This window comes from Streptomyces sp. NPDC030820 (genome assembly GCF_055572075.1).
Genome location: NZ_JBVIEB010000004.1, coordinates 263,397 through 287,264 on the forward strand (window position 1 = coordinate 263,397; position 23,868 = coordinate 287,264).

18 protein-coding genes and 1 tRNA gene are annotated in these 23,868 nt (G+C 70.9%); 7 read left to right on the top strand and 12 right to left on the bottom strand.

Annotated features, from left to right (window positions below; all coding sequences use genetic code 11):
• Positions 1-158: 158 nt before the first annotated feature.
• The 3 genes from pfkB to ACZ418_RS13050 all read right to left on the bottom strand — a co-directional run bounded on the left by pfkB (position 159) and on the right by ACZ418_RS13050 (position 3,668).
• On the bottom strand, positions 159-1,106 hold the full coding sequence (pfkB, locus tag ACZ418_RS13040) for a 1-phosphofructokinase (protein WP_468361454.1): 948 nt from the start codon (positions 1,104-1,106) through the stop codon (positions 159-161).
• Entirely contained in the window at positions 1,103-1,864 is a 762-nt protein-coding gene (locus tag ACZ418_RS13045) for a DeoR/GlpR family DNA-binding transcription regulator (RefSeq protein WP_468361457.1), read from the bottom strand. Before ACZ418_RS13045 ends, pfkB begins: the two co-directional genes overlap by 4 nt.
• Before the next feature lie 223 nt (positions 1,865-2,087).
• On the bottom strand, positions 2,088-3,668 hold the full coding sequence (locus ACZ418_RS13050; protein WP_468361460.1) for an MFS transporter: 1,581 nt from the start codon (positions 3,666-3,668) through the stop codon (positions 2,088-2,090).
• 62 nt (positions 3,669-3,730) lie between these two features.
• Here ACZ418_RS13050 and ACZ418_RS13055 point away from each other — a divergent pair, with 62 nt between their 5' ends.
• Positions 3,731-4,720, top strand: coding sequence for a helix-turn-helix transcriptional regulator (locus ACZ418_RS13055; RefSeq protein WP_468361463.1), 990 nt, complete (start codon positions 3,731-3,733; stop codon positions 4,718-4,720).
• A gap of 58 nt (positions 4,721-4,778) precedes the next feature.
• Here ACZ418_RS13055 and ACZ418_RS13060 read toward each other — a convergent pair whose 3' ends face one another.
• Both ACZ418_RS13060 and ACZ418_RS13065 read right to left on the bottom strand, forming a co-directional pair.
• Positions 4,779-5,669, bottom strand: a complete 891-nt coding sequence (locus ACZ418_RS13060; protein ID WP_468361466.1) for a TetR/AcrR family transcriptional regulator — start codon at positions 5,667-5,669, stop codon at positions 4,779-4,781.
• Between the two features lie 652 nt (positions 5,670-6,321).
• Positions 6,322-7,320, bottom strand: coding sequence for a sigma-70 family RNA polymerase sigma factor (locus tag ACZ418_RS13065; protein WP_468361469.1), 999 nt, complete (start codon positions 7,318-7,320; stop codon positions 6,322-6,324).
• A gap of 192 nt (positions 7,321-7,512) precedes the next feature.
• Between ACZ418_RS13065 and ACZ418_RS13070 the strand changes: the two genes are divergently transcribed.
• Complete coding sequence (locus ACZ418_RS13070) at positions 7,513-8,031, top strand: GNAT family N-acetyltransferase (protein WP_468361472.1); 519 nt, start codon at positions 7,513-7,515, stop codon at positions 8,029-8,031.
• 37 nt (positions 8,032-8,068) lie between these two features.
• Here ACZ418_RS13070 and ACZ418_RS13075 read toward each other — a convergent pair whose 3' ends face one another.
• Positions 8,069-8,860 carry a dioxygenase family protein gene (locus ACZ418_RS13075; RefSeq protein ID WP_468361475.1) on the bottom strand — a complete coding sequence of 264 codons (792 nt, stop codon included), beginning with the start codon at positions 8,858-8,860 and terminating at the stop codon, positions 8,069-8,071.
• A 102-nt stretch (positions 8,861-8,962) separates the two neighbouring features.
• Between ACZ418_RS13075 and ACZ418_RS13080 the strand changes: the two genes are divergently transcribed.
• Positions 8,963-9,472 (top strand): MarR family winged helix-turn-helix transcriptional regulator, encoded by a 510-nt coding sequence (locus ACZ418_RS13080; protein WP_468361478.1) that lies wholly within the window; start codon positions 8,963-8,965, stop codon positions 9,470-9,472.
• A 31-nt stretch (positions 9,473-9,503) separates the two neighbouring features.
• On the opposite strand, the gene ACZ418_RS13085 is transcribed toward ACZ418_RS13080, so the two are convergent.
• Positions 9,504-11,060 carry an MFS transporter gene (locus ACZ418_RS13085; protein ID WP_468361481.1) on the bottom strand — a complete coding sequence of 519 codons (1,557 nt, stop codon included), beginning with the start codon at positions 11,058-11,060 and terminating at the stop codon, positions 9,504-9,506.
• 180 nt (positions 11,061-11,240) lie between these two features.
• Positions 11,241-11,888, bottom strand: a complete 648-nt coding sequence (locus tag ACZ418_RS13090) for a TetR/AcrR family transcriptional regulator (RefSeq protein WP_468361483.1) — start codon at positions 11,886-11,888, stop codon at positions 11,241-11,243.
• A 570-nt stretch (positions 11,889-12,458) separates the two neighbouring features.
• On the opposite strand from ACZ418_RS13090, the gene ACZ418_RS13095 reads away from it, so the two are divergent.
• The 4 genes from ACZ418_RS13095 to ACZ418_RS13110 all read left to right on the top strand — a co-directional run bounded on the left by ACZ418_RS13095 (position 12,459) and on the right by ACZ418_RS13110 (position 16,742).
• Positions 12,459-13,691 carry a M6 family metalloprotease domain-containing protein gene (locus ACZ418_RS13095; protein ID WP_468361486.1) on the top strand — a complete coding sequence of 411 codons (1,233 nt, stop codon included), beginning with the start codon at positions 12,459-12,461 and terminating at the stop codon, positions 13,689-13,691.
• Between the two features lie 82 nt (positions 13,692-13,773).
• Positions 13,774-15,384 carry an IclR family transcriptional regulator domain-containing protein gene (locus tag ACZ418_RS13100; RefSeq protein WP_468361489.1) on the top strand — a complete coding sequence of 537 codons (1,611 nt, stop codon included), beginning with the start codon at positions 13,774-13,776 and terminating at the stop codon, positions 15,382-15,384.
• 91 nt (positions 15,385-15,475) lie between these two features.
• A tRNA-Arg gene (locus ACZ418_RS13105) sits at positions 15,476-15,548 on the top strand.
• An 87-nt stretch (positions 15,549-15,635) separates the two neighbouring features.
• Positions 15,636-16,742, top strand: a complete 1,107-nt coding sequence (locus tag ACZ418_RS13110; RefSeq protein ID WP_468361492.1) for a tyrosine-type recombinase/integrase — start codon at positions 15,636-15,638, stop codon at positions 16,740-16,742.
• A 567-nt stretch (positions 16,743-17,309) separates the two neighbouring features.
• Here the strand turns inward: ACZ418_RS13110 and ACZ418_RS13115 are convergent.
• From ACZ418_RS13115 to ACZ418_RS13130, 4 genes are all read right to left on the bottom strand, one after another.
• The gene (locus ACZ418_RS13115) at positions 17,310-17,585 is read right to left on the bottom strand and encodes a hypothetical protein (RefSeq protein WP_450987682.1); all 276 of its coding nucleotides are present in this window, start codon (positions 17,583-17,585) and stop codon (positions 17,310-17,312) included.
• Between the two features lie 57 nt (positions 17,586-17,642).
• Positions 17,643-21,194 carry an ALF repeat-containing protein gene (locus tag ACZ418_RS13120; RefSeq protein ID WP_468361496.1) on the bottom strand — a complete coding sequence of 1,184 codons (3,552 nt, stop codon included), beginning with the start codon at positions 21,192-21,194 and terminating at the stop codon, positions 17,643-17,645.
• A 178-nt stretch (positions 21,195-21,372) separates the two neighbouring features.
• Positions 21,373-22,932 (bottom strand): S1 family peptidase, encoded by a 1,560-nt coding sequence (locus ACZ418_RS13125; RefSeq protein ID WP_468361499.1) that lies wholly within the window; start codon positions 22,930-22,932, stop codon positions 21,373-21,375.
• Between the two features lie 58 nt (positions 22,933-22,990).
• Complete coding sequence (locus tag ACZ418_RS13130; protein WP_468361502.1) at positions 22,991-23,515, bottom strand: hypothetical protein; 525 nt, start codon at positions 23,513-23,515, stop codon at positions 22,991-22,993.
• Positions 23,516-23,868: the final 353 nt, after the last annotated feature.

Genomic DNA, 23,868 nt, shown 5'->3' on the forward strand with positions numbered 1-23,868 from the left:
ACGGCGGCTCGGGTGGCCGTGCCGCCCGGTGGTCGCGGCGAGTAACGGGGCGCCTCGCCGCTTGGGGACCGGGCGGGTGGGTGCGTCCGGGCGTGCGGGCGCGGGGCGTGCGCCCAGATGCCGGGTTCCAGGGCGTGTTCCGCGGAGCGCGAGGGAGTTCATGACACCGGCTCCGTCAGTTCGCGGTCGAGCGGGATCTCGGCCGTGACGGTCACGGCCGACGGGTCCAGGTCGGCGGGGGTCGGCATGACACTGCCGGGGAGCTGGACGGCGGCGGCACCATGGGCGACGGCGGAGGCGAGGGCCTCGGGGCCGCTGCCGCCGGCGATCAGGAAGCCGGCGAGGGAGGAGTCGCCGGCGCCGACATTGCTGCGGACGGTGTCCACGCGCGCGGTGGCGAACCAGGCGCCCGTGTCCTCCACGAGGAGCTGTCCGTCGGCGCCCAGGCTCGCGAGCACGGCGCGCGCGCCCATGCCGCGTACCTCCTCGGCCGCCTTCAGCGCGTCGCCCACGGTCGCCAGGGGGCGCCCGACGGCTTCCGCGAGCTCCTCGGCGTTGGGCTTCACCACGTCGGGCCGCGCGCGCAGCGCCTCCAGCAGCGCACGCCCCGAGGTATCCAGCGCGATGCGCGCGCCCCCGGCGTGCGCCCGCGTGACGACGTCGGCGTACCACGAGGGCGCGAGCCCCCGGGGCAGGCTGCCGCAGCATGCGATCCAGTCGGCGTCGCGGGACTGCTCGCGCACGGTGTCCAGGAGGAGCTCCTGTTCGGCCTCCGACAGCTCCGGCCCCGGCGCGTTGATCTTCGTGAGCGCCCCCTCGGACTCGGCGAGCGCGATGTTCGAGCGGGTGGCGCCGGCGATCGGGACCGGCGCGACCTCGATGCCCTGCGCGTCGAGCAGGTCGGCGATGAGCGCTCCCGGCGCACCACCCAGGGGCAGCACGGCGACCGTGCGCCGGCCGGCGGCCGCGACGGCGCGCGAGACGTTCACACCCTTGCCGCCCGGGTCCATGCGCTCGGTCTCGGCACGGATGACCTCGCCGCGCTTCAGGGCCTGGACCTCGTAGGTGCGGTCGAGGGAGGGGTTGGGGGTGACGGTGAGGATCATGCGCGCACTACTTCCGTGCCGCCGCGCTCGATGACGGCGGCGTCTTCCGGGCTCAGCCCGCTGTCGGTGATCAGCAGGTCCACATCGCCCAGGTCGCCGAAGCGGGCGAAGTGCTCCTGGCCGTGCTTGGAGGAGTCGGCCAGCAGCACCACGCGCCGGGCGGCGGCGACCGCGGCCCGCTTGACCGCGGCCTCGGCGAGGTCGGGAGTGGTCAGGCCGTGCTCGGCGGAGAAGCCGTTGGCCGCCACGAACAGCACGTCGGCGCGGATCTCGCCGTACGCGCGCAGCGCCCAGGCGTCCACGGCGGCGCGCGTGCGGTGCCGTACGCGCCCTCCGACCAGGTGGAGCTGGATGCCCGGGTGGTCGGCGAGGCGGGCGGCGATGGGCAGGCTGTGCGTGACGACGGTCAGGGAGGACTCCAGCGGGATCGCGGCGGCGACCCGGGCGACCGTCGTACCGGCGTCGAGGATCATCGTGCCCTCGGTCGGCAGTTCGGCGAGGGCGGCCTTGGCGATGCGGTCCTTCTCGTCGGCGGCGGTGGACTCGCGCTCGGTGAGGTCCGGTTCGAAGTCGAGGCGGCCGACCGGGATGGCACCGCCGTGCACCCGGCGGACGAGGCCCGCGCGGTCGAGAGCCTTCAGATCGCGGCGGATCGTTTCCGCGGTGACCTGGAACTCCTCCGCGAGCGACAGCACGTCCACCCGGCCGCCGTCACGTGCGAGCCGGAGGATCTCCTGCTGCCGTTCCGGTGCGTACATGTCCGCTCGCCTCCGACTCGATGTCCGTTCACTTCTGACTGATGCCCGAACGTGTGGCTTTAGTGGGAGGCTACGCCGGGATTTCCGGAAAGTAAACAGGTTCGGGCTTCAACCGGACATGATCGGGCGCCCGCCAGGCAGAACGCAGGCTGAGGGGCATGCGAAGGGCCCGGCACCCGCAGGTGCCGGGCCCTGGTCAGGCGCGGCTCAGTGCACCAGCGGCTCAGTGCACCAGCTCCGGCTCCCGCGCCGGCGCCGCCACCCCGGCCGCCTCCACCTGCTGCGCCGGCCGCTTAGGCAGGGCGGACATCAGCAGGAAGATCGCGGCCATGATCCCGGCGACCCACCACAGCGCGTGCTGGAAGGCGTGCACGAAGGCCGGGCCGACCTGGGCCGGGGCCGGCCGGTCGCCGATCTCGCCGAAGAACACCACCGAAACCAGTCCCAGGCCGAGCGCGTTGCCCATCTGCTGCACCGTGTTGATCAGCCCGGACGCGGACCCCGCGTGCTCGCGCGGCACCTCGGAGAGCACCGCGTCGGTCAGCGGGGCCACGATCAGCCCCATCCCGGCGCCCATCACGACCAGCGGGAGGGCCATCTGCCAGGAGGCGATGGCGAGGCCGTACCGGTGCGCCTCCCACAGGTAGAGCAGTACGCCCGCGGCCATGACCAGCGCGCCCGCCTGGAGCACCTTCCGCCCGAACCTCGGGACCAGCTTCTGCACGGACATCCCGGCCGCCGTCGACACCGCGAGGGAGAACGGCACGCCGGTCAGCCCGGCCCGCAGCGGGCTCCAGCCCAGGCCGATCTGCATGTACAGCGTCCAGACCAGGAAGAAGATGCCGAGCGCGACCCCGAAGACGGTCTGTACGGCGATGCCCGCGGCGAAGCTCTTCACCCGGAAGAGGGACAGTTCGACGAGCGGGGAACCGTCCCTGGCCGCCTTCCGTTTTTCGTACGACACCAGCGCCGCGAAGACGACGAGCGCGCCGGCCATGCAGAGGTACCCCCACAGCGGCCAGCCCAGCTCGCGGCCGCGGGTGAGCGGGTAGAGCAGCATCAGCAGGCCCAGCGAGACCAATGCGACACCGACCAGGTCCAGCTTCAGCGCCTTGGGGGCCTTCGATTCGGTGATGAAACGGCGCCCGAGCATCCAGGCCAGGACGCCGACGGGGAGGTTGATGAGAAAGATGGGCCGCCATTCGAGGCCGAACAGGTTCCACTCGGTCAGCAGCGCGCCGAGCAGCGGTCCGGAGACCGCGCCCAGGCCCACGATCGCGCCGAACAGGCCGAACACCTTGCCGCGTTCGTGGGCCGGGAAGGTGGCGTGCACGATCGACAGCACCTGCGGCACCATCATCGCCGCCATACCGCCCTGCAGGATGCGGGAGGCGACCAGCATCTCCGGGTTCGCGGCGAAACCGCACAGGGCGGAGGCGAGGGTGAAGCCACCGACACCGGTCAGGAACAGCCGTTTGCGGCCGTGGATGTCACCGAGACGTCCGCCGGTGATGAGGGCTGCGGCGAAGGCGAGGGCGTAGCCGGCGGTGATCCACTGGATCTGGCTGACCGAGGCATGGGCGCTCCGCTCGATGGACGGGATGGCGATGTTGACGATCGTCACGTCCACCAGGTCCATGAAGGCTGCGGCCATCACGATGGCCAGGGCCAGCCAGCGGGTTCGGTCGGGTGAGGGTTCGGGGAGCGCCGTCGGAGTTGCTGTCGCGTTCCGGCTGTCCGTCGTCTCGGGCTGGTCGCGCAGTTCGCCGCGCCCCTGACCGGTGTTGCTGTCGTTCGGGGTCATGAGGTGACGGTAGGACCGCAATAGGTCAGATCCCGTCCTAGTCGTGCGGCATTCTCGTCGGCATGACTACCCACACACCCGCCCGGCTGCTGCAGCTCCTCTCCCTGCTCCAGACCCCCCGTGAGTGGCCCGGTGGCGAGCTCGCCGAGCGGCTCGGGGTGTCCCGGCGTACCGTGCGGCGGGACATCGACCGGTTGCGCGAGCTGGGGTATCCGGTGCAGGCCAGCAAAGGGGCCGACGGCGGATACCGGCTGGTCGCCGGCAAGGCGCTGCCGCCGCTGGTGCTCGACGACGAGGAGGCGGTGGCGATCGCAGTGGGGCTGCGGGTCGGTGCCGGGCATGCCGTGGAGGGCGTGGACGAGGCGTCCGTACGGGCCCTGGCCAAGCTGGAGCAGGTGCTGCCGGCCCGGCTGCGCCACCGGGTGTCCACGCTCCAGGCCGCGACGACACCGCTGACCAGCGGGGACGGGCCGACCATCGCGCCGGAGACGCTGACCGTGATGGCCTCGACGGTGGCGGGGCACGAGCGGCTGCGGTTCGCCTACCGCGACAAGGACGGCAGCGAGTCACGGCGGCTGACCGAACCGTACCGGCTGGTGTCGACCGGGCGGCGGTGGTACCTCGTCGCCTACGACCTCGACCGCGCCGACTGGCGGACTTTCCGGGTGGACCGGGTGAGCGAGCCGTTCGCGACCGGAGTCCGTTTCGCGCCACGGGAGTTGCCGACCGGGAGCCCGGCGGAGTACCTGCGGCAGTCCATCCACCGACGGCAGGAGACGCACGAGTTCGCGGTGCGGTTCGCCGCGACGGCGGAGCAGGTCTCGGCGCGTCTGCCGACGGAGCTCGGAGTGCCGGAGGACGACGGCGAGGGCGGTTGTGTGCTGCGGGGCGCCTTCGGTGCTCCCCTGGAGTGGCTGGCGGTGCGGCTGGCGATGACGGGGTACGAGTTCACTGTGCGAGGGCCGAGTGAACTGGTGGAGTGCGTCCGGGCGTTGGGCGGGCGGTTGAGTCGGGCCGGGGCGAATGCCCTGGAGGAGGAGGCCCTTCGGTGACGGCCTGGGTCCTGTCGTCAAACTCCCGCCGTCCGCCCGGAGGGCGGGCCTCGCGGCGTCAGGTGCGTGCTCTGGGGGTCCCCCCGGCCGAAGGCTGGGGGAGGGAGTTCGACGACAGGGCCTGGCCCTCCCCGTCGGCCCTCCCGTCGCCCCACCCGAAGTCCCGCAGGGACTGGAGGTTGCGCAAGGCCAGGGCCGCGGGGCCCTCCGGGCCGGTGGGCGAGGAGGAGGTGGTGGCCCAGGACTCCACGGCCACGCGGACGGCGGCACCGGCGACGGCCGCGGCGAAGCGGAGGCCGGGGGTGACCGGTGCGGGGGGCGTGGACCCCGGGGCAACGGTGTCGCGCCGTCCCGCGGTTGCGTCGGCCGCACCGGTTCGGCGACCGCCGACTCCGCCGTGTTCACCGCCAGTTGCGGCGATCCGGTGCGCGAGGATCTCGGCCAGGGTCCGCTCGGACGCCTGGCACACCTCTGCCCAGACCTTGCGCAGGGCGGGACTGGCGTCGGCCAGGCGGATCAGGGTGCGGACCCATTCCCAGGAGGCCGCCGAGACACCGACGCCGGGGGTGAGGGTGTGCTGTACGGCGTGCTCCAGGGCCTCGAGGACGCCGAGATGGGCCGGGGCCGAGCGGACCGCTTCCGCCCAGCGCTGGGCGCCTGCCGCGTAGAGGGGGGCGACCGCTTCCTCCTTGGTGGCGAAGTAGCGGTAGAAGGTGCGCGGTGCGATGCCCGCGGCCTGTGCGATGTCCTCGGCACGGGTCGCCCGCAGACCCTGGCGGACGAACAGGGCGGCCGCCGCCCGGGCGATCTCCGTCCGGGTCTCGGCCTTGCGGCGTTCGGTCAGCGAGACCGGAGCGGGGGCGGAAAGCGGCTGGTGGGCAGCGCTGGTGGTGGTGCCGGGCGTGGTACGAGGGGCGGTACTGGGGATGGTGCGAGGGGTGGTGCTCATCCCGGCAGGCTATGCCCATGTGGCAGAATCTGCCATCCGGACGGTCCACCCCGGGGTTCAGGTACGGGGTGGACCGTCGTTCCATGATGCGTCACCACCCCATCCCGCCCACCGCCCCATCGCCCGTGCGGACTTGGGTCTGCCGCATGGCGCTGCGCGCACGGGCGGTGGCTTGATGAGAACGTCCGGACAGCCGTGGCGAGTTGCCGGGCGGGGCCCCTGGCCGACGTGAGGGGCACAAGGAAAAGCCGGGCCTCGGCACCCGGGGGGGATAGGCGCCGAAGCCCGGCTGGGGAGGTCCCGGCGCCGGGGGGGATGTGCGTCGGGACCTGGCTGTGTGGCTCGGGTCGTGCGGTGGGCGCGTGGGGTCGGCCGGTCTGTGCGGTTGGTGCGTCGGGAGTGCGGTCCTGGGCCTGGCTGCTGTAGTCCTGGGCCTGGCTGCTGTAGGGCCCGGAAGGGTTGTTCCCGCGGGCCCGGGAGTTGAAGCGATGGGAGCACGCCATGTTTGCGCCGCCGTCCGCCACCGGCGTGCGCCCCCTCAGGCACCGTACGCCCTCAGGCACCACGCGTCGCCGACCGCCGCGCCCCGGCACCCCGCCCTCGCCTCACTCCACAGGCACCCCTCTCACAGCACCGGCACGCCGTAGCCCCGTTACGCCGCCGCGTCGAAGCCGGTCTGGCGGGCCAGCTTCTTCAGTTCGAGCAGAGCGTGCTTCTCGATCTGGCGGATGCGCTCGCGGGTCAGGCCGTGTTCCTTGCCGACCTCGGTCAGGGTGCGCTCGCGGCCGTCCTCGATGCCGTACCGCATCTTGATGATGGAGGCCGTGCGCTGGTCCAGGCGGCCGATCAGGTCGTCCAGTTCCTCGCTGCGCAGCAGGGTCATGACCGACTGCTCGGGGGAGACCGCCGAGGTGTCCTCCAGCAGGTCGCCGAACTGGGTCTCGCCCTCGTCGTCCACCGACATGTTCAGCGACACCGGGTCGCGGGCCCAGTCGAGGACGTCGATGACACGCTCCGGCGTTGCGCCCAGCTCCACGGCGATCTCCGCGGGCTCCGGGTCGCGGCCGTGCTCACGGTTGAACTCGCGCTGCACACGGCGGATGCGGCCCAGCTCCTCCACCAGGTGGACGGGGAGCCGGATGGTGCGGGACTGGTCGGCGATGGAGCGGGTGATGGCCTGACGGATCCACCAGGTGGCGTACGTCGAGAACTTGAAGCCCTTGCGGTAGTCGAACTTCTCGACCGCGCGCACCAGACCGGCGTTGCCCTCCTGGATCAGGTCGAGCAGGGGCAGGCCACTGCGCGGGTAGCGCCGGGCGACCGCCACGACCAGGCGGAGGTTGGAACGGATGAAGACGTCCTTGGCCCGCTCGCCGGCGGCGACCAGCGCTTCCAGTTCCTCGCGGGAGGCGTCCGTCCTGGACTCCTCCTCACCGTCGAGGACCTGCTGAGCGAAGACCCCCGCCTCGATGGTCTGGGACAGCTCGACCTCCTTTGCGGCGTCGAGCAGCGGCGTGCGCGCGATCTCGTCGAGGTACATGCCGACCAGGTCGCGGTCCGCGATCTCGCCGCCATGGGCGCGAACACTGCTTGCCGAGTCGACCGTCTCGCCGGTGGCGGACTGACGACGGGCGACGGCACGGGTTGCCATGCGTGCTCCCTTGCGATGGTGGGCTGGCGGGTGGTCCTGCTGAACGCTCGGCATCGGGGGGAGTGTCTCTGGCGACTCTCTCCGAGTGCCCTGCATCCGTGGGAAACAACGACTGGAATCCGGACAGAATTCCCAACCCGCCCCCCAATTTTTCTGATCATCCAGTACCCTGTCCGCCACACGGGAGGCGAGATGCCGACGCAACGTACAGAGGTGCAGGTCAGGCCGGGAGTCGAGGGAGATCTCGACGCCCTCACGGCGATCTACAACCACTATGTACGTGAGACGGCCATCACATTCGATACCGCGATCTTCACTCCGGAAGAGCGCCGCCCTTGGCTGCTCTCCCACCCGGAAGACGGCCCGCACCGACTGATGGTTGCCACGAATCCGGACTCTCAGGAGATTCTGGGGTACGCCACATCCAGCCCTTACCGGCCGAAACCCGCGTACGTCACGTCGGTGGAGACCTCGGTGTACGTCGCCCCGGAGGCCGGCCGGCGCGGCATCGGCACGGTGCTCTACGAGGCCCTGTTCAAGGCACTGGCCGGCGAGGACGTGCACCGCGCCTACGCCGGGATCGCCCAGCCCAACGAGGCCTCCGAGCGGCTCCACGCCCGCTTCGGCTTCCGCCATGTCGGCACGTACCGCGAGGTCGGCCGCAAGTTCGGCCGCTACTGGGACGTGGCCTGGTACGAGAAGGAGCTGTAGTCCCGCGCGCACCTGCGCCCCGGCAAGGGCCCGCACCTCATCCGAACTGCACCGACCGCTTGGCCATTCCCATCCAGAACCCGTCGATCACCGACTTCTGCGCGTCCGGCTCGCCGCCCGCCTCCGCCGCGCCCATGGTGACGAACAGCGGAGCGAAGTGCTCGGTGCGCGGGTGGGCGTAACGGCCGGCCGGGGCCTTGTTCAGGAAGTCCAGCAGGGCGTCCCAGTCGCGGGCCTCCAGGGCGCGACGGCCCCAGTCGTCGAACTCGGAGGACCAGCTGGGCACGCCGCCGCCCGCGTGGCGCAGAGCGGCGAGGTTGTGGGTGAAGAAGCCGGAGCCGACGATCAGCACCCCCTCGTCGCGCAGCGGGGCGAGCCTGCGGCCGATGTCCATCAGGCGCACCGGGTCGAGCGTGGGCATGGAGATCTGCAGGACGGGGATGTCGGCGGCGGGGAACATCTCCACGAGCGGGACGTAGGCGCCGTGGTCGAGGCCGCGGTCCGGGATGTCCTGGACGGGGGTACCGGGGGCCCGCAGCAGCTTGCGGACGGACTCGGCGAGCTCGGGGGCGCCCGGGGCGGCGTACTGCACCCGGTAGTAGTGCTCGGGGAAGCCCCAGAAGTCGTAGACGAGCGGGACGGTCTCCACCGCACCCAGCGCGAGCGGGGCCTCCTCCCAGTGGGCGGAGACCATCAGGATCGCCTTCGGCCGGGGCAGGTCCGCGGACCAGGCGGCGAGCTGGCCGGGCCAGACGGGGTCGTCGGCGAGCGGCGGGGCGCCATGGCTGAGGTACAGGGCGGGCATGCGCTCCGGGCTGCTGGTGGACATCGCGGCGACTCCCAGGACTGCTTGCTTTAACTCTCAAGTTCCATGTCAACCGTACGCCCGACTTGTTCAAGTTTCAAGGAGATGCCTCGTACAGTGGAACGCATGAACACGGCATCCGACTCCGCCGCACAGCCCCGCTGGCTCAGCGACGAGGAACAGCGCATCTGGCGCGCCTACCTGCACGCCACCACCCTGCTGGAGGACCACCTCGACCGGCAGCTGCAGCGCGACGCGGGCATGCCGCACATCTACTACGGCCTGCTCGTCGGCCTCGCCGAGGCACCGCGCCGCCGGCTGCGGATGACCGAGCTGGCGATGCAGGCGAAGATCACCCGTTCCCGGCTGTCGCACGCGATCGCACGGCTGGAGAAGAACGGCTGGGTGCGCCGCGAGGACTGCCCCTCCGACAAGCGCGGCCAGTTCGCGGTGCTCACGGACGAGGGCGCGGAGGTGCTGAGGCGCACCGCGCCGGGCCATGTGGCCGCCGTGCGGCAGGCGATGTTCGAGCGGCTCAGCCCGGAACAGCAGAAGGCCCTCGGCGAGATCATGGAGATCATCGCCGAGGGCCTCCAGCCCGATGAAGCGGGTGCGGACCTGCCCTGGCTCCGCTAGATCAGCGCACGGCCACGCGCGCTGCGGCCCGTCAGTGGGCCACCACCGGCACCGGCACCTCGTCCTCGACGCCCTCGCCGGAGATCACCTCGGTGGTGCCCGGTCGGCCGGCGTTGACGAAGGTGAAGGCGATCAGGGCGGCGAGCCCGAGGATGCCGACGGCGAACCAGATCGCCGAGGTGTAGCCGTGCACCATGCCCTGCAGCCCGACCAGCTGCTGCTGCGGCTTGGTGGCCGCACCGGCGATGTGGTCCTTGATGTACGACGTCTTCGCCGACGCGGCGATGGTGTTCAGCAGGGCGGTGCCGATCGCGCCGCCCACCTGCTGCGAGGTGTTGACCATCGCGGAGGCGACACCGGCGTCCCGGGGCTCGACGCCCTGGGTGGCCAGGGACATCGCCGGCATGAACGCCGTACCCATGCCGAGGCCGAGCAGCAGCATCGCGGGCAGCAGCAGCATGCCGTACGAGGAGTCGATCTTCAGCTGGGTCAGCAGCAGCATGCCGACGCCGGCGACCAGGAAGCCGGGGCCCATCAGCAGCCGGGGCGCGACCCGGGTCATCAGGCGGGTGCCGATCTGGGTGGACCCCGTGATCATGCCCGCGATCATCGGCAGGAACGCGAAGCCGGTCTTGACCGGCGAGTAGCCCTTCACGACCTGCAGGTAGTAGGTCAGGAAGAGGAACAGGCCGAACATGCCGATGATGGCGAGACCGAGGGAGAGGTAGATACCGCCCCGGTTGCGGTTGCTGACCACGCGCAGCGGCAGCAGCGGAGCCTTGACCCGGGACTCGACGACCACGAAGGCGAGCAGCAGCACCGCGGACGCGACGAACATCGAGACGGTCACGGAGTCGCCCCAGCCGTCGGACTCGGCGCGGGTGAAGCCGTACACGAGCGCGACCAGGCCCAGGGTGGACAGGATCACGCCGGGGATGTCGAGCGGGGAGCGGTTGCGGCCGCCCTCCGGCTCACGGATGACGAAGTAGGCGCCGGCCGCGGCGACGACGGCGAACGGGACGTTCACGAAGAAGGTCCAGCGCCAGTTCAGGTACTCGGTGAGGAAACCGCCGAGGATCAGGCCGACGGCACCGCCGCCGCCCGCGATGGCGCCGTAGATGCCGAACGCCTTGGCGCGCTCCCTGGCGTCGGTGAACATCACGGCGAGCAGCGACAGCGCGGCCGGGGCGAGCAGGGCGCCGAAGACGCCCTGGAGGGCGCGGGCGCCGAACATCATCGGGCCGGTGGTGGCGGCACCGCCCAGCGCGGACGCGAGGGCGAAGCCGGCCAGGCCGGTGACGAAGGCGCGCTTGCGGCCCCACTTGTCGGCGATCCGGCCGCCGAAGAGCAGCAGACCGCCGAAGGCGAGGGCGTAGGCCGTGACGACCCACTGCCGGTTGCCGTCGGATATGCCGAGGTCGCTCTGCGCGGAGGGGAGGGCGATGTTCACGATGGTGGCGTCGAGGACGACCATCAGCTGGGCCAGCGCGATGAAGACGAGCGCCTTCCAGCGGTTGGCGTCGCCGGCGCGTGCGGCGAAGCCGGTCGGCGCGGAGGCGCCGGGAGCCTTGCGGGCTGTTTCGGACATGGAGGTACCCACTTCGGGACTTCGTGACGGAACGTGACGGAAAACGTGCGAGAAAGATCGAGAAAAGAGGGAGTAGGACGAAAAAACGGAAGCTCAGGGTGTGGCTCGTCGACGGTGACGGCCGGGGCGCCGGGTGTGCCGGCCTACGGGTGGACTGGGATCGGGAGCCGAACTAATCGGTCAGGACTCGCGCAGCTCCTTGATGGTCACGGCCGTGCCCGGCAGGGCGGAGCGGGCGGGCGCCCGCAGGCCGTCGAGGAACAGCTGGAGGTGGCGGTGGACGAACCGATCGCCGCGCAGGCAGTCCGTGCCGACCGGGGGCCGGCTCAGCTGGGCCACCACGATCATCAGGTCGCCGACGCCGACGTCGGTCCGGAGCTGACCGGCCGCCTTGGCCCGGCCCATGACCTCCTCGACGAGCTGCTCGACACGCTCGCGGGAGGCCTCCAGGTCGGGGTGGTGCTTGTCGAAGCTGCTGGCGATCATCGGGCACAGCGCACTGATCCGCTCATCGGCGGAGACGTGCACGAAGCGCTCCAGGGCGGCGAAGGCGTCCCCGGTCTCGGCGAGGGCCACCTCGGCCGCCTCGGCCGTACGGTCCATGACGGAGCACACGACCTCGCGGACGAGGGCCTCGCGATCGGGGAAGTTGCGGTACACCGTGGCGTTGCCGACGCCGGCCCGGCGGGCGATCTCGTCGAGCGGCACGTCCGGACCGTGCTCGACGAACATCTCCCGGGCCGCGGTGACGATCCGCTCCCGGTTGCGCACGGCGTCGGCGCGGGGCCGGGGCACCTTGCGCACTGCGGGGGTGGTCGCGGTCGGCACTGCGTACTCCTCGGTCTGCTTGGGGGCGATCCGGGGAAGCAGTCCCCGTTTCGCTCGGACACAGGGCTAAACGGGGAGAGGCTCCCCGGTTATTTCCCGTCCGCGAAAAGAATGCCTGTGACCTGAGACACACTCACATCCCGCCGGGATTCACCCCCGTGCGGGCCCGCATTCCCACGATCGGTCTCCTCCAGCGCGCGCCCCGCACCCCGCCGACACAGGGTGAGCGCAAGGGTGCAGCCGGAGGACGGTGGCTGCCGTGGAGCGAAGGGTCCATGCATGCAGCCGCAGCCGCCCCGCCGCATATCCCTCGCACGCGCAGGAGCCCCCGGGGCCGGCTTCACCCCGGCAGGAGCCACCCGGGGCGGCCTTCCCCACGCGGGGACTTCCTGGAGCGGCCTTCCCCACGCAGGGACCACCCGGGGCGGCCTCCCCCACGCACAAACCCCCCAGAGCGACCTCGCCCACGCAGGGACTTCCTGGAGCGGCCTTCCCCACGCACAAACCCCCCAGAGTGGCTTCGCCCGCGAAGTGCGTCCGCGCGCCCGCCGACGCATACGCCCGCGCCGGGTGGCTGCTCTCGCCGCGGTGACCGTGCTGACCCTGGCGGTCAGCACCTCGGCCGGGACCGGACACCTGATGGCGCCCACCACCGCCGGGCCCATCGGCACGGCCCGATCCGCACTCTCCCCCTGCACGGTCCAGGGCGGTGCCGACGTGGAGATGACCGAGGGCATCCCCACCCCGCACGGCTACGCCCACTCCACGGGCACGCTCCACGCCCTGACCCTGATGGTCGACTTCTCCGACGCGCCCGGGCAGGGCAAGGCCATGGACCGCTTCCACGAGTTCTTCCCGCAGACCCAGAAGTGGTTCCGCACCGCGTCGTACGGCCGCCTCGACTACCGGCCCGAGACACCGATCACCACATGGCTGCGGATGCCCCGGCCCTTCAAGGGGTACGGCATAGTGCGCGGCGCACCCTTCGACCCCGGCTACCGGCAGCTGGTGCAGGACATCGTGGCTGTGGCCGACCCGAGGGTGGACTTCGGCGCGTACGACATCCTCAACGTCCTGATCACCCCCAACGCAGGCCCCTCCGCCCTGGACACGGTCCTGTCCGTGACCTTCGCCGGCAACGGCGACGCCCCGGTCGCCGACGGCGTCCCCGTCGCCAACGCGTCCTTCGTCTACTCCCGCCAGGACGACGGCTCCGGCTCCTACTCCCGCACCGGCTACCGGGTGCTGCCGCACGAGAACAGCCACACCTTCGGCCTGCCCGACCTGTACACGCAGGAGGGAGGAGGCACGGTCGGACACTGGGACATCATGAGCGAGGACTGGGGAGCCTCCAACGATCTGCTCGGCTGGCACAAGTGGAAGCTGGGCTGGCTGGACGGCTCCCAGGTGGGCTGCGTGGCGGCGCGGGGCACCGTCGAGTACGACCTGACACCGCTGTACAAGCCGGGCGGCGGAAAGCTGGTCCTCGTCCCCTTGGACGCCCGGAGTGCATACGCCCTGGAGGTACGGGAGCAGGGCGGCAACGACGAGGTGGTGTGCCGTCCCGGTGTGCTGATCTACAAGGTGGACGGCACGATCGACACGGGACGCGGACCGGTCACGGTCCACGACAGCCACCCGGGCAGCGGCGGCTGCACCCACAGCCCCAACGTCCAGGCAGAACTCTCCGACGCCCCCTTCGCCCCCGGCGAGACCTTCAAGGACCCCCGCCACGGCATCACCGTCCAGGTGATCAGCAGGGACGAGGACGGGACGCACCGGCTGCGGGTGACACGGCAGTAGGGATGCCCGGGCCCGCATCGGGCCACGGCGCGCCGGGCGGCGGTTTACCGTAGGCGTGCCCGAACGCCGTACCGGAGAGCCGATGCCCGCGAAGACCGCACTGGATGCCGACGCCCGTGTCGAAGCGGGCGAAGCGGTCGGGCCGTTGCTGCGCGGGGTCGGGGTGCTGCGGCGGCTGACCGAGGCGGGCGGCACGCTTAGCCCCAGCGCACTGGAACGGGCCACCGGCCTCGCCCGCTCCACGGTCGACCGCATCACCGCCACCCTCTCCCGCATGGACTACGTCCGCCTGGACGGCCGGGACGTCGTACTCACTCCCCGGGTGATGGAACTGGGCAACGCCTACCTGGCCGCCCTGCGGCTGCCCGCACTGCTCGGCGCCCACGCGGACGCCCTGGCCGACGAGCTGGACGAGTCGGTCTCGCTCGCGGTCGCCGACCTCGACGGCATCCGCTTCATCCACCAGGCCACCCGACGCCGCGCGATGTCCGTGAGCTTCCGCATCGGCGACCTGCTCCCGGCCGAACGCACCGCCCCGGGCCCGCTGTTCGCGACCGAGTGGGCGGAGCCGGACTGGACCCGCTGGCGCGCCCGCCGCGCGGCGGACCCGACGGACGCGGCCTTCCCCGCCGTACCGCCGAGGCAACCGCCCGCCGACGACTCCGCCTTCCCGGCACGGGTGGAGCGGGCGCGCCGGGACGGCTGGGCGGTGGACGACCAGCTGGTCGAACCGGGCCTGGTCGCGGTCTCCGTACCCGTACGGCACCCGGACACCGGCCGCGTGGCCTGCGTGGCGAGCGTGGTCAGTCACACCAGCCGCCACTCGGCGACCGACCTGCGCACCACCCTCCTCCCCCGCCTTCGTACGGCGGTGACGGCGATGGAGTCCGCCCTGCGCACGGCACCGCCGCCCGAGCCGGGGCCACCCCCCGCGGGCCTCGCGACCTGGACGACGGCGTCCAAGCACCAGCTGGGCCGGGACTTCGTGGAGTCCCTGGCGCGTGGGCTGACCGTGCCGGCCGCCTTCGGCGAGGGCCGCTCGGCGCTGTCCCTGAGCGAGGTGGCACGGGCGACCGGCCTGGCCCGGGCCACGGCCCGCCGCGCACTGCTCACCCACGAACACCTGGGCCTGGTGCGCGCGCACCCCGACCGCACCTTCGCCCTGACCCCCCGCGTCCTCGACCTCGGCTTCCCACCCCTGTCCCGCACCACGCTCCCCCGCCTGGCCGAGCCCCACCTCCGCCTGCTCGCGGACCGGTTGCACGAACCGACGGCGCTGGCGGTGCTGACGCCCGACGGCGCGGAGATCCAGTACACGGCCGGAGCGGGCGCGAGCCGCGTCCTCACGGTCCACATCACGGTCGGCGCGCGCCTCCCCGCCGCGCAGACCTCCCTCGGCCGCGTCCTCCTGGCGGACACCACGTCTCCCCTTCCCCCGGCCCTCGCCGAGGTCCGCGCCCAGGGATACGCCCTGGTCGACGAGGAACTGGAGTCGGGACTGCGATCCATCGCCGTACCGCTGCGGGACCGGGCCGGCCGGGCGGTCGCCGCCCTGAACGTCGCCACCCACGCGGCCCGCCGCACCCTGGAAGACTGCGTCGACGAGATCCTCCCCGCCCTCCGCACCACCGCCGCCCACATCGAGTCGGACCTCCACACCGCCTCCCGCTTCACCCACATCCCCGCATCCTGACCCCACGCCCCCAGCCCGCCGTATGCCGACGCCCCACCCGCTACACTGTCGCTCGGTGGCTCCGCCGCCACCGATCGAGCAATGCCTTCTTGCCTTCGTAGCTCAGGGGATAGAGCACCGCTCTCCTAAAGCGGGTGTCGCAGGTTCGAATCCTGCCGGGGGCACAGTGTCTGACCAGCGCGTTTACCTCTCTGAGGTAGGCGCGCTGTTCGTCGTAGCCATGGCATTAACCATGAATAGGTTCCAGAACCATGGCGAACACCAAGAGCAAGCGACGTCAGCGCGGCAGCATCCGCCCCAACGGGGCCGGCTTCCAGGTCCGGGTCTACGCCGGGCGTGACCCGCTCACGAAGAAGGACATCTACCTCCACGAGCAGGCTGAGACGGAGACCGAGGCCGAGAAGGCCCGCACGAAGCTCCTGCACCAGGTCGACGAGAAGCGCCACCCCAAGACGCAGGTGACCATGTCGTTTCTGCTCGACCGGTGGCTGGGCGTCACCGAACTCGACGAGACGTCGTACGAACGGGCCGAGGGCATCATCCGCAACTACCTCAGGCCCACGTTCGGCGACCTCAAGGCGGGCAAGCTGACCGCCGAGATGCTGGAGCTGTTCTACGCCCGTCTCCGGCAGTGCCAGGAACAGTGCGAGGGCCGACGCAACGGCAAGACCGACCCCAGGACGAAGCAGAAGCACGTCTGCGAGCCACTCGCCGCGAACTCCATCCGCAAGATTCACTTCATCCTGCGCCCGGCCCTCAACCGCGGCCTGCGCTGGGGTTACGTGACGACGAACGTGGCGGCCCTCGCCGAGCCGCCATCCCAACCCAAGCCGAACCCCGACCCGCCCACTCCGGAAGAGGCAGCCCTGGTTCTGAACACTGCCTGGCAGCGGGACCTGGACTGGGGAACGTTCCTGTTCATGACGATGGTCACCGGCTCACGCCGCGGCGAGATGTGCGCCCTGCGCTGGTCGGACATCAACCTCGACCGCCTCGAACTCTTCGTGAAGCACTCCAACAACGGCCGCAGGATCAAGGACACCAAAACCCACCAGCGCCGTAAGCAAGCAATCGACGTGATCACGCGTTCCGTCCTGGCCGCCCACCGAGCCCGAGCCGAGGAACGCTGCAAGGTGCTCGACGGTGAACTCGCCCGCGACGCCTTCGTGTTCTCCGGCGAAGCCGACAGCTCCGCCCCACTCGTGCCCTCAAGCGTCAGCCAGAGATACCGCCGCCTCGCGCAGAAGCTGAAGATCCACACCCACCGTCTGAAAGACCTGCGCGCGTACAACGTGACCGAGCTCCTGGGCGCCGGTGCCGACGTACGAACGGACGATGTCTCCAGCCTCCAGGCGTGAGTATCAGGGCGCTCCGCTTTCGCCGTTGGGCATCGCGCGGAACCCCCTGAGTTTGGCGCTGTCGGAGATCTTGGAGCCATCCCTCATGACCACTCCTCGTGGAAATCGTTGTCGTAAATGCCCGCCTCTGTGATCAGCGGCGGGAATCCCGCCTTCACGCCAATGATCACCACGACTCGTCACCTTGAGGTGAGCGCGCTCCGCTGTCAGTCGCTAAACAGCGTGTCCAATTGGCCCCTTTCGCATACATCTCCTCCGACACCCCGGGCTTGACATAAAACCACCGTGCACGGCGTAGGCCCGGACCACACATGGTCCGGGCCTACGGTATGTAGCCACGGCGGGAAAGCAAGGGGGCCCTGGGGCGACCGCCTCGGGCGGCGCCCCTCAGAGCAGACAGGACTGTGCGTCGCCTCGACGTCGCGCAGGCAATGGCACGAAGCTCCTGTACCGACGATCGAGGTTGCGTCCCTCCTTCGCAACGGCACAGGAGCCCCGTTTGTCCTGGATAGATCTCAGTTCGTCCGCCTGATGGGTCCGAGGCGGGACGGCGTCATGAGTTGCCCATCAGGCGACCGGACGGTTGGAGAATTCCTCGACGAGGTCAAGCGCCAGGTCTGCCAGGTCGGCCTCCACCTCGCGGGGGATCCGGTCGATGGGCATGTTCCCGTCGAGGATCTCGGGCACTCTGGTCGAGGCGATCACGTATGCCCAGTGGATACTCGAACGGCCACCGAGGATCCGTCCGCAGACCCAGTCCTGAAATCCACTCAGCGGTGAGCTCCCAAGAGCGGTGCAGAACCCCTCGATGAATGCCACCATCGTTGAGAACCGGTCGTCCATGAGATACATTCGGCGCCGATTTCGCAGGTGGAAGCAGAGTTCTTGGATGTCCATCAGCTACCCCAGGTCAGGCCGCGCGTCGAGACGAATGTATTGCCAGTAATCCCATTGTTGCCGATATGCATCCAGATCCATGCCTTCCGAACCAGTGAAAGCGTCGTACGCTCGACCGTCTTTGATCACCAGGAAGTGATTGTGCCACTGGCCATGGGGGTCGCGTTTGGACGGGCCGAGTCTTGCTCCCAAGGAGTCCTTCATTTCGTAGATCTCACCGCCGACCTTGCCCTTGATGACCTCGGCACATTCCAGGCAGTTGCTCTGGGTGGGAACGGGCCAGCCGTTCGAGTTGATCTGGGGACTTCCTGAACGGGGCGTTCCCTCAGCCTCCCGCAGGGCTTGTCCGAGACCGTTGTTGAATCGGCTGATGCCATCGGTGATTCCGTAGATCCCCGCGCCCGCTATCCCGGTACCGACGACGATCGCGGGTGCACCCTCAAGGCAGCCGATGATGGTCAGGCACAGGCCTCCGCCCGCGACGTCGATCGAGGCGCCCGAACCGACGCCGATCATGCCGGCTCCCGTCTCCAACAGGCCCTTCCAGATGTCGGAGTTACCGAGGATGGCCTGACCGTAGTCGCCGATCGTGTTGACGGTGTCCTTGAGCCAGCCCGGTACCCAACTGCCGTCGTCCTCCTGTTGGCTCTGTTGCTTCTGTTCCTCGTACCACCGCCGCAACTGCGCCTGCGCCTGCTGCCGCTTGACGACTTCTGCACGGAACGCCTCGTCTTCCGCTTGTTGGGCAGCGGTGGCGTCCTTGCCTGCGGCCAAGGCCGAGGCACGTGCCTGCTGAGCCGATGTCCAGGCCGAGTCGGCGGAGCCGCGTGCGGCGGTGGCCGAGTACTGGGCCTGAGCGGCGGAGGTGACGGCCGCGGCGGCTGCGTTCTCGGCGTCCTGCTGGGCGTTGCGGGCCGTCTTGGCCGAGGCGGCGGCGTCCTTGGCGGACTGTTCGGCCTGCGTGGCATAGCCGTCGGCCTGTGTGGCGTACTTCTTGGCGTCCTTGGCCGCCTGGTCGGCCTGCTTGGCGTAGTCGGCGGCTTCGTCTGCGGCCTTGGCCGCGGTGGCTGCTGCCTTGCCCGCCTCGGCCGCGTTCTTCTGCGCGGTAGCGGCCACGCCCGCGGCCTGTGCGATGAGCTGCTGGATCTGGGCTTCGTGCGTGGCGCCGAGCTGGTCCTGGCGCTGCGCCTTGTACTGGCCGACGGTGATGAAGAGGTGGAGGAGGTCGGAGGGCCCTTCCAGGGCGATCCTCGCCGCGGCCTTCACCTCCGGGCCGCTGCTGCTGTTCTTGGGGTCGGCGAGCTGGGCGGCGCGGACGCGTTCGTCCTGGGTGCGCTCCTGGGTGTCGTCGGTGGTGATGAACCGGCGCAGGGCATCCGCCGTGTCGGTGTTCAGCGCGGTGCGGCCGGCCTGCTGTTCGATCGGGCCGGCGCCTGCGATGGTCCGGGCGATGTACAGGCGCATGTCCTGCTTCATGGCCTCGTACTGGCCGGTGGCGAGGAACGCGCTCACCGTGCCGGGGTCGCCGTCGAGGGCCTTGGCGGCAGCCGCGCGGACGTCGGCCGAGCCAGCTGCCTCCGCGAGGTGTTCGACGTCCTGGCGGTCGTCCTGAGCGCTCGCGTCCTGACGGCCGGTGCGGATGTAGTCGGTCACGTCCTGGTCGGAGCCGGCCAGCGCCACGAGGGCTGCGGACTGGCTCCACGAGCGGCCGGTCTTCACAGTCGCCAGGGCCACCTTGCGGGCTTCGGGGGCGATCTGCGCGGGGTCCGCGCCGGACTGGGACGCCTGGTCGGCGAGCTTGGCCGCCTCGGCCTGCAGGTCCTTGGCCTGCTGCGTGGCCGCCTGCTGGGCCGCGGTGCGCTGGTCCTCCTGGGCCTTGAGGTCCTGGGCGTGGTCGATAGCCTCGTTGGTACGCGCGGTCAACTGCTCTGCGTCGATGCGGACTGCCAGGTCGTGGACCTTCTGGGCTTTGGCGACCGCGGCGCTGGCGGCGTCGGCGTCCTTCTTGGCCGCCTTGGCGTGCTCGGCGGACTGCTTGGCGGCGGTGGCCGCCTGTCCGGCGTGGGCGGCGGCGTCGTCTGCCGCCTTGGCCGCATTCTCGGCATGCGTGGCGGCGTCGTTCGCCGCGTCACGCGCCTCACCGGCATCGGTGGCGGCCTCGTTCGCCAGGGATTCGGCGGCGTCGGCGGCACGGGCCGCTTCCCGGGCGTGCCGGTGCGCGCTGGCCGCAGCGTTCGCGGCTTCGGCGGAGTGGGCGCCGGCCTGGTCGGCCAGCGTGTTGGCCTGGTCGGCCGCGTTCGCGGCATCGGTGGCGTCACTGCCGGCGCCGCTGGCCGCCTTTGCCGCGTCGGCGGCCTGGGCGGCGGCGGTGTGGGCCGAGTCGGCGGCCTGGGCGGCGGCGTGAGCGCCGGCCGCAGCGTCGCGGGCCTGCTGGGCGGCCTTGCGGGCGGCGCCGGCCTGGCCGGCGTCGATGGACGCGTTCGCTGCGGCGTCCCGGGCCTGGGAGGCGGCCTGGGCGGCACCGTCGGCGGCAGCGGCGGCAGCGGAGGCGGCATTGGCGGCGATCCGGGCGGCGTTGGTGGCGGCGTTGGCCGCGTCGATCGCCGTCTGCGCGGCGGTCGCGGCCTGCTTGGCCGCACTCGCGGCGCGGGCAGCGGCGGCAGCCGCGTGCTGGGTGTCCTTGTGCGCGGCCTCGGTCTCGGTCTCGGCCTTCTGCGCCGCTGCCTTCGCCAGCTTCGCGGCGGTCACCGCTCGGGCGGAGGCGTCCTTGGCGGCCTGGGTCTGCTGCCCGGCCAGCTTGCCCGCCTTGGCCGCCTGATCGGCGAGCTGCGCGATCGTGGCGTGCTCCTGATCGTGGGCACGGGACACATACTGCCCGACCTGCAGGAACTCGTGAATGTCCTCGGCGGTGCCGTTGATCGCGATACGGCCGGCCGCCTGGACGTTCGGCCCGCCGGCCGCGATGATCTGGGCGACCTCGACCCGCTCGTCCTGTTCCCGGTCGTTGTACTGGTCGTTGTCGAGGAACTTCTTGATGTCCTCGGGGGTGCCGTTGAGCGCGGCGCGTCCCGCCTTCTGCACTTCCGGGCCGCCCGCGTCGATGATCTGGGCGACGCGGACCCGCTGGTCCTGCTGCAGCGGTGCCTTCCAGCCGTCCTTCAGGAACGCCTTCAGGTCGTCCGGCGTCCCGTCGAGTGCTTTGCGGGCGGCATCCTGGAGGCTGAGGCCGCCGACGCTGGCGAACTGGGCGGCGGCCACCCGCTCGTCCTGGACGGCGATGTCGGAGGCCTGGGAGAGGAAGTTCTTGACGTCGTCGTCACTGCCGACGAGAGCGACCTCGGCGGCGGCCCGCACGCCGGGGCCGCCCGTTTCCCACAGGCGTACCACCTTGGCGCGGTCGGTGTCCGGGAGGGCACCGGAGATGCCGGTGTCCGTGGGGGTGGTGCCGTCGGCTCTGGCCGGGGAGGGTGCGGGTCCCAGCAGGCCCAGGACGAGCGCGCTGGGCAGCAGGCCCAGGCACAGCACGCGAATCGCGCGCTGGGCCCCTGCCGCCACGCGCCCCGGGCGTCGTGGATATGTCACTGCGGACTCGATTCGTTCTTTCGGTTGGGGGGATGCACCGCTTGTCCCTGCCGGCGGTGCCGTTGGTCGTCGGCTCCGGGGCAGCGCGGTGCCAGGGGGCGGCTCGCCGGTCGTCCGCGAGCCGTCCCTCAGAAGGCCGTGTCCGGGTGTGTCAGTTGGCCGGTGCGAGTTGGATTTCGGTGTGGAGGCCGTTGGCGTCGACGCCGGTGAAGTAGCTGAGGTGGCCGTCGTTCCAGCGGACGAGGACGTCGTTGGCGGTGGTATTGGTGGTGAAGGCGCCGGCGGTGATCGCGGCGGCGTTGGTCCAGTACGACTTCTCGGGGCGGATCCTGATCTCGCCGGGCAGGGCTTTGGCGGTCATGCCGGGATAGATGGTGGTCTCGCCGTCGATCCAGCGCACCAGCACGTCGTCGGTGCTCTTGCCGGTGAAGGAGCCGGTGGCGAGTTTCTCGGCAAAGGGCCAGGTGCGGTTCTTGGCGACGGTCTGGGTCTGCTTTTTCAGGGCGTTGGCCGCCAGGTCGCTGAAGACGGAGACGTGGCCGTCCTTCCAGACCACCATCAGGTCGTCACGCAGGCCGTTCGCGGTGAAGCGGCCGGCGGTCAGCTGCTGGGCGTCGTCCCTCCATTCGGCGGACTTCGGCGGGGCGAGCTGCTTCTCGCCGTGGAATCCCTTGGCGTCCACGGATGTGTAGAGGGTCATCTCACCGTCGGACCACCGCACCACCAGCCCGTCGGTGGCGCCGCCCGTGTTGGCACCGCTCACGTCAAGGGCGTGGGTCCAGATGCTCTTTGCGGGCTGCAGCTGGTGTTCGGCGATGAAGGGGCGGGCGGGGTCGTTGCCGTAGCCGCCCTGGTAGAGGGTGACCTTGCCGTCGTCCCAGACGACGATCAGGTCCGTGTGGCGGGTGCCGCCGGCGGAGTCACCGGTGTAGTAGCCGGCCGTGATCTGCACCGCGTGCTTCCACGGGGCGGCCGCGAAGACGGGGGCGTAGGCGACCTGCTGCACCCAGGAGGCCAGGTCGTCGACGCGGGCGGCCACCGCGCCGGTGCGGGTCTCGGCCGGATCGCTGCCGAGGCAACCGCCCTGCCAGGACAGACTGCTGACACCCACAACCGCTCCGGTGGCGCTCAGCACCGGGCCGCCGGTGTCGCCCTTGCAGATCGCGGCGCCGTCGGACTTGCCGGCCAGGTCAAGGGTGGTGGCGGCGGTGTCCTGGACGCTGAAGGCAGCCGCGTGGACCTGGTCGGGCACCCACTCCTCGCGGGTACGTCCGAACCCGGCAACCTGGACCTCGTCCCCAGCCGCGGGCGCGGCGCCGGCCACCGCGACCGGGGTGACCCCGCTGACGGGCTTGGCCAGCTGGGCCATCACCACGTCCCGGTCCGTGCGCGGCACCAGGTTCACCACCTGCTGCGCGCTGCCACCGATGGCGGCGGTCGTCTTCAGCTTGGGCGCGCCGGAGGTGAGCGTGCCACCCGGGGTGTCGGTGAAGCAGCTCGCGGCGGTCAGCAGCCACTGCGGGGCCACCAGAGTGCCCGAACAACCGCGCTGGCCACCGACATCCAGGCGGGCGGTGGCGGCCGAGACCGTGCCGGAAGCGGTCGGGCCGGACACGGCGGTGGCGGGTGCGGCGGTCAGGGCGGCGGCGGCCAGCGAGGTGGCGGCGATCAGACCGCCGGTCCACGCGGTGCGCGGACGAAAGCCAGACATGAAGGTTCCTTGCTGTCGTGCGAGAAGGGGTGGGAGAGGCAGCGGAAGGCGGGGCCGGTCAGCCGGTGACCCGCAGTTCCAGCAGCACGGCCGGTGCACCACCGGCCGCGCCCTCGCCCACGCTCTGGTAGCCGTTCTTGTCCACGGTCACCGTCTTCACCGGCGCCGAAGGATCCGCCTGCGGCCTCAGGTCCGCGCTGATCGGGTGGTCGGCAGTCTCCAGCGCGAACACCCGCGGCAGTTCCAGCGTGAGATACCCCGACTTCGTGGAAGCCTTGAAGCAGTAGGAGCCCTGCGAATCCCCGCTCTGCCCCTGCACAGTCAGGACCTTGATCTGCTGGGCGGAGTCGTCGCACGTGGCGAGGGTGATGTGCCCGTCGCCCTTGATCAGCTTGATGCCCTTGTCCCGCTGGATCTGATCCGCGTTCGGATAGGCGTAGTCCTCCACCGCGGACGGCGGCGTGGCCCCCGCGGTCCCCCCGGTCGGCTGCGGGTCGGCGGAGGCGAGCATCGGCGTGCCCGCCAGCGCCAGAACGACAGCAACCCCCGCGACGGGGAGCATCCTGCGCATACGAGGAGTCACCCGAATTCCTTTCCAGGCACGGGTGACGGCATGACGAAATAACATCTGCAGCCCCCCGCGCACACAGACGTAAAGCAAAAATAAGTGGTCGAGTGCGACCCTAAAGCGGAGTCAGATACGAAACAACGTGACCATCACCATAGGAAATCCATGGAACCTCCATAGGGCATGCACAGTCGGGAAGGGGCATACGGCATCCAGGCCGCCATCGACGGCGCCACTGCCCCCAAACCACCGAACGCACCTCTGTGCCGGAACTGCCGGCTCCCCCGAGGCCGGAACTTCCGCTCCCGCCCAAACCCATCGCCCGTGCCACCGCGCCGCCCCACCAACTATCGCCTGCCAGAAAACCG

Bases quoted from the DNA above. Each gene is read 5' to 3' on its own strand.
- pfkB (WP_468361454.1), bottom strand. From the start codon at position 1,106: ATGATCCTCACCGTCACCCCCAACCCCTCCCTCGACCGCACCTACGAG.
- ACZ418_RS13045 (WP_468361457.1), bottom strand. From the start codon at position 1,864: ATGTACGCACCGGAACGGCAGCAGGAGATCCTCCGGCTCGCACGTGAC.
- ACZ418_RS13050 (WP_468361460.1), bottom strand. From the start codon at position 3,668: ATGACCCCGAACGACAGCAACACCGGTCAGGGGCGCGGCGAACTGCGC.
- ACZ418_RS13055 (WP_468361463.1), top strand. From the start codon at position 3,731: ATGACTACCCACACACCCGCCCGGCTGCTGCAGCTCCTCTCCCTGCTC.
- ACZ418_RS13060 (WP_468361466.1), bottom strand. From the start codon at position 5,669: ATGAGCACCACCCCTCGCACCATCCCCAGTACCGCCCCTCGTACCACG.
- ACZ418_RS13065 (WP_468361469.1), bottom strand. From the start codon at position 7,320: ATGGCAACCCGTGCCGTCGCCCGTCGTCAGTCCGCCACCGGCGAGACG.
- ACZ418_RS13070 (WP_468361472.1), top strand. From the start codon at position 7,513: ATGCCGACGCAACGTACAGAGGTGCAGGTCAGGCCGGGAGTCGAGGGA.
- ACZ418_RS13075 (WP_468361475.1), bottom strand. From the start codon at position 8,860: ATGTCCACCAGCAGCCCGGAGCGCATGCCCGCCCTGTACCTCAGCCAT.
- ACZ418_RS13080 (WP_468361478.1), top strand. From the start codon at position 8,963: ATGAACACGGCATCCGACTCCGCCGCACAGCCCCGCTGGCTCAGCGAC.
- ACZ418_RS13085 (WP_468361481.1), bottom strand. From the start codon at position 11,060: ATGTCCGAAACAGCCCGCAAGGCTCCCGGCGCCTCCGCGCCGACCGGC.
- ACZ418_RS13100 (WP_468361489.1), top strand. From the start codon at position 13,774: ATGCCCGCGAAGACCGCACTGGATGCCGACGCCCGTGTCGAAGCGGGC.
- ACZ418_RS13110 (WP_468361492.1), top strand. From the start codon at position 15,636: ATGGCGAACACCAAGAGCAAGCGACGTCAGCGCGGCAGCATCCGCCCC.
- ACZ418_RS13115 (WP_450987682.1), bottom strand. From the start codon at position 17,585: ATGGACGACCGGTTCTCAACGATGGTGGCATTCATCGAGGGGTTCTGC.
- ACZ418_RS13125 (WP_468361499.1), bottom strand. From the start codon at position 22,932: ATGTCTGGCTTTCGTCCGCGCACCGCGTGGACCGGCGGTCTGATCGCC.